Here is a 4096-nt window from a genome sequence, read left to right as displayed (position 1 = left end):
TTGGCTGTTTAAACTCACTACAGAGCCTTGAACAGGGTAACTGTTATTTGTCCAAGCTAATAAGCCATTGTGAGTTTTGCCATAATATTGACTAGCAAAATATGTGATGATTAAAAATATGAATAAGTTGATGCCTTGCACAACAAATTTGCGCTTTTGACCAGGGGAGCGTTTCATTTGCATTCCTTGTTTTAGTTAACTTTTTGCGAATGAGATTTAAACTACAGGGGAGGTAAACCACAAGGCTATTTCTTAGCCTTAAAATCCATTTCATATAAATCATAATTTATTACATATTTTGTTACAAGTTTCGAATTTAGAAACGACTAATTTGATTGATAAGCCATATTAAAAAACTTCTATCTTATACAAAAAAGTTAAAATGAATTGCTTTATGCTTATTTCCCAAATGGCACCGGTGTCACCAGCATAAAAATTCATAAATTGCGAATTTACGCACATTACATTTTAAAATTAGGGTATTTGTCCTTGATTTTGTAAGGTTTCCCTGCTTTACCTCAGTAAGTCATCTATGTAAAATTGAGCTCGTATGTTGAATAGAACAGTTAATTTCTGCTACCCGTTCAAATTTATCGCAGGTGTAATTGGCGTTCACATTTAGCAACTTGTTGTTATCTAAACGAGGATTAGATAACACTCTCTCACAACCTTTGCTTATGGAGAATTTCCGTGCAATATATACTTTGGTATCAAGAACTTGGTATGAGCGATGTACCACGAGTTGGTGGTAAAAACGCATCTCTTGGTGAAATGATTTCTAATCTTGCAAACGCAGGTGTTACTGTACCTGGTGGCTTTGCAACGACGTCTGAAGCGTTTAATGAATTTCTTGACCAGTCTGGTTTAAACAACAAAATCCATGATGTACTTGATAAGCTCGATGTAGATGATGTTAACGAATTAGCACGCGTAGGTGCTGAAATTCGTCAGTGGATCATTGATACACCATTCCAAAGTAATCTAGACACAGCCATTCGTGAAGCGTATTCACAGCTTCATGGTGATGCAAATCTAGATGTTTCATTTGCTGTCCGCTCTTCAGCAACCGCAGAAGATATGCCAGATGCGTCTTTTGCTGGTCAACAAGAAACATTCTTAAATGTACGTGGCATTGATGCGGTAATGGTAGCGATTAAACATGTTTTTGCATCATTATTTAATGACCGCGCTATCTCTTACCGTGTTCACCAAGGATATGATCACCGCGGCGTAGCCCTTTCAGCTGGTATTCAACGCATGGTACGTTCTGATAAAGCCTCATCAGGTGTAATGTTTAGTATTGATACCGAATCAGGCTTTGAAGATGTGGTATTCATTACTTCAAGCTATGGTCTTGGCGAAATGGTCGTGCAAGGCGCGGTTAATCCTGATGAATTTTATGTTCATAAGCCAACACTTGCAGCAAATCGTCCGGCGGTTGTACGTCGTACCCTTGGTTCAAAAGCGGTTGAGATGATTTACTCAAGCGATGAATCACATGGCAAGCAAGTTGAAGTTGTTGATATTGAAGAGGCGCGTTCAAACAAGTTTTCAATTACAGACGAAGAAGTAATGGAACTTGCAAAACAAGCTGTAATTATTGAAAAACATTACGGTCGTCCAATGGACATTGAATGGGCTAAAGACGGCAATGATGGCAAGTTATATATAGTACAAGCACGCCCAGAGACGGTTCGCTCTAATGAAGATGCGAATGTAATGGAGCGCTTCCAATTAAATGGCACTTCAAATGTGCTTTGTGAAGGCCGTGCTATAGGTCATAAAATCGGTAAAGGGGTTGTGCGCGTTCTTAACTCGATTGATGAGATGGACAAAGTACAGCAGGGCGATGTGCTTGTAACTGACATGACTGACCCAGATTGGGAACCAATTATGAAACGTGCAGCGGCAATCGTTACTAACCGTGGTGGCCGTACTTGTCATGCTGCAATTATCGCCCGTGAATTGGGTATTCCGGCAGTTGTTGGCTGTGGTAATGCTACTGACACAATCGAAAATAACGCAGAAGTTACGGTATCGTGTGCTGAAGGTGACACGGGTTTCATTTATCAAGGTCTTCTTGATTATGAAGTATTAACATCTCGTGTAGATGAAATGCCTGAACTACCGATGAAAATCATGATGAACGTAGGTAACCCAGACAGAGCATTTGACTTTGCTCGTTTACCGCATGCAGGTATTGGTTTAGCACGTCTTGAATTTATTATTAACCGTATGATTGGTGTGCACCCGAAAGCACTAATTAATTATGATGCGCAATCTGACGATGTTAAATCTGAAATCGACTTTATGATGGCGGGTTATGCAACACCGGTTGAATTCTACATCAGCAAATTAGTCGAAGGTATTGCAACTTTAGGTGCTGCATTTGCACCAGAGCGTGTAATTGTGCGTATGTCTGATTTTAAATCAAATGAATACGCGAACTTAGTGGGTGGTGAGCAGTACGAACCTGAAGAAGAAAACCCAATGATTGGTTTCCGCGGTGCTTCCCGTTATATATCTGAAGATTTCCGCGATTGTTTCGCCCTAGAGTGTGAAGCAATTAAGCGCGTTCGTAACGAAATGGGCTTAACCAATGTTGAAATTATGATCCCATTTGTTCGTACACTTGAAGAAGCATCACGTGTAATTGAATTACTTGAAGAGCATGGCTTAAAGCGTGGTGAGAATGGCCTTAAAGTAATTATGATGTGTGAACTACCATCTAATGCATTACTTGCCGATGAATTCTTAGAATATTTCGACGGTTTCTCTATTGGCTCAAACGACTTAACACAGTTAACCCTTGGTCTTGACCGTGACTCTGGTTTGATTGCCCATTTATTTGATGAGCGTAACCCAGCAATCAAGAAATTATTAGAAATGGCGATTCAAACCGCTAAAGCAAAAGGTAAGTATGTGGGCATTTGTGGTCAAGGACCATCAGATCACGAAGATTTTGCAGCTTGGTTGGTTGAACAAGGCATTGATTCGGTATCACTTAACCCAGATACCGTGTTAGAAACTTGGCTATACCTTGGCGAAAAACACGCATAACAATTGTTAACAGTTCCTTTAACTGATATGTCATCAGTATAAAGCTGACAAAACAAAAGGCGCTTAATGCGCCTTTTTTTCATTTATTTGTTCTTTTTACCTTTACCCTGAACGGCTTTAAAGCGCGGGTTTGATTTACAAATTACAAATAAGCGACCCCGGCGCTTCACAATTTGGCAATCTGGGTGACGCTTTTTAGCGCTTTTTAATGAGCTTAGCACCTGCATTATTTGCTTCCTAATTTACCAAAACGTTTATTGAATTTTGCGATGCGACCATCAGATTGAGCAACGCGTTGCTTACCAGTATAAAAAGGGTGTGATGCACTTGAAACATCAATGGCAACATAAGGATAGGTCTTACCTTGATAATCAATGGTACGGTCAGTCTTGATTGTTGACCCAACTAAAAAGTAAGCATCTGCAGCGGTATCTTGGAAAACCACTTTTTCATAATCGGGGTGAATACCAGGTTTCATAAGAACTCCAACTGTTATGTGATAATATAACAATAATATATTGTTATATTGTAACAATCAATTGCTGATGAGAATTATTCTCACAAAATTGAGATTGTCTTAATGAGTGAACCGAATTTACTGTTAGTATGTATAAAACAAGAAACTATCGATTTTTCTATGAAACATATTAAAGGCATTATTTTTGATTTAGATGGGACATTAGTTAGCTGTGATCTGTGTTTTAAAACCATGCGTGAAGCAATTGGGTGTCCACTTGATGAAGATATTCTGGCGTTTGTAGACTCACTATGTGACGAACAAAAAATAGTCGCTAACCAAACAATTCGTGATTTAGAGTTAAAAGATGCACACAGTGCTAATTGGATTAAAGGGGCAAGAGAATTTGTTGCTTATTTAAATAGAAGTCAGCTTCCACTAGCAATTGTTACACGCAATAGCAAAGAGCCTAGCGACATCAAAATTAATAACAATAATATTGCTATCCAAACCATTATTACGCGCGATGACGCTCCAGCTAAACCAGATCCAACGGCTCTTTTAAACCTGTCTAGAGAA

At 39.0% G+C, this 4096-nt stretch carries 4 protein-coding genes; 2 read left to right on the top strand and 2 right to left on the bottom strand.

The window, feature by feature from the left end; genetic code table 11:
* The first annotated feature begins 690 nt into the window (after positions 1-690).
* Positions 691-3060, top strand: coding sequence for a phosphoenolpyruvate synthase (gene ppsA, locus ABYD77_RS18120; protein ID WP_372771498.1), 2370 nt, complete (start codon positions 691-693; stop codon positions 3058-3060).
* Between the two features lie 83 nt (positions 3061-3143).
* Here the strand turns inward: ppsA and ykgO are convergent, their stop codons facing one another.
* Positions 3144-3287 carry a type B 50S ribosomal protein L36 gene (gene ykgO / locus ABYD77_RS18115; RefSeq protein WP_372771497.1) on the bottom strand — a complete coding sequence of 48 codons (144 nt, stop codon included), beginning with the start codon at positions 3285-3287 and terminating at the stop codon, positions 3144-3146.
* Positions 3287-3538, bottom strand: coding sequence for a type B 50S ribosomal protein L31 (locus tag ABYD77_RS18110; protein WP_372771496.1), 252 nt, complete (start codon positions 3536-3538; stop codon positions 3287-3289). Before ABYD77_RS18110 ends, ykgO begins: the two co-directional genes overlap by 1 nt.
* A gap of 102 nt (positions 3539-3640) precedes the next feature.
* On the opposite strand from ABYD77_RS18110, the gene ABYD77_RS18105 reads away from it, so the two are divergent.
* On the top strand, positions 3641-4096 hold a 456-nt coding region (locus tag ABYD77_RS18105; RefSeq protein ID WP_372771495.1), incomplete at its 3' end, for an HAD hydrolase-like protein.

Origin of the sequence: Pseudoalteromonas sp. (assembly GCF_041629635.1) — a bacterium.
Taxonomy (GTDB): domain Bacteria; phylum Pseudomonadota; class Gammaproteobacteria; order Enterobacterales; family Alteromonadaceae; genus Pseudoalteromonas.
Note: the sequence above shows the minus strand (reverse complement) of the source record. Positions and strands in the feature narration are given on the sequence as shown.

Bases quoted from the DNA above. Each gene is read 5' to 3' on its own strand.
- ABYD77_RS18110 (WP_372771496.1), bottom strand. From the start codon at position 3,538: ATGAAACCTGGTATTCACCCCGATTATGAAAAAGTGGTTTTCCAAGAT.
- ykgO (WP_372771497.1), bottom strand. From the start codon at position 3,287: ATGCAGGTGCTAAGCTCATTAAAAAGCGCTAAAAAGCGTCACCCAGAT.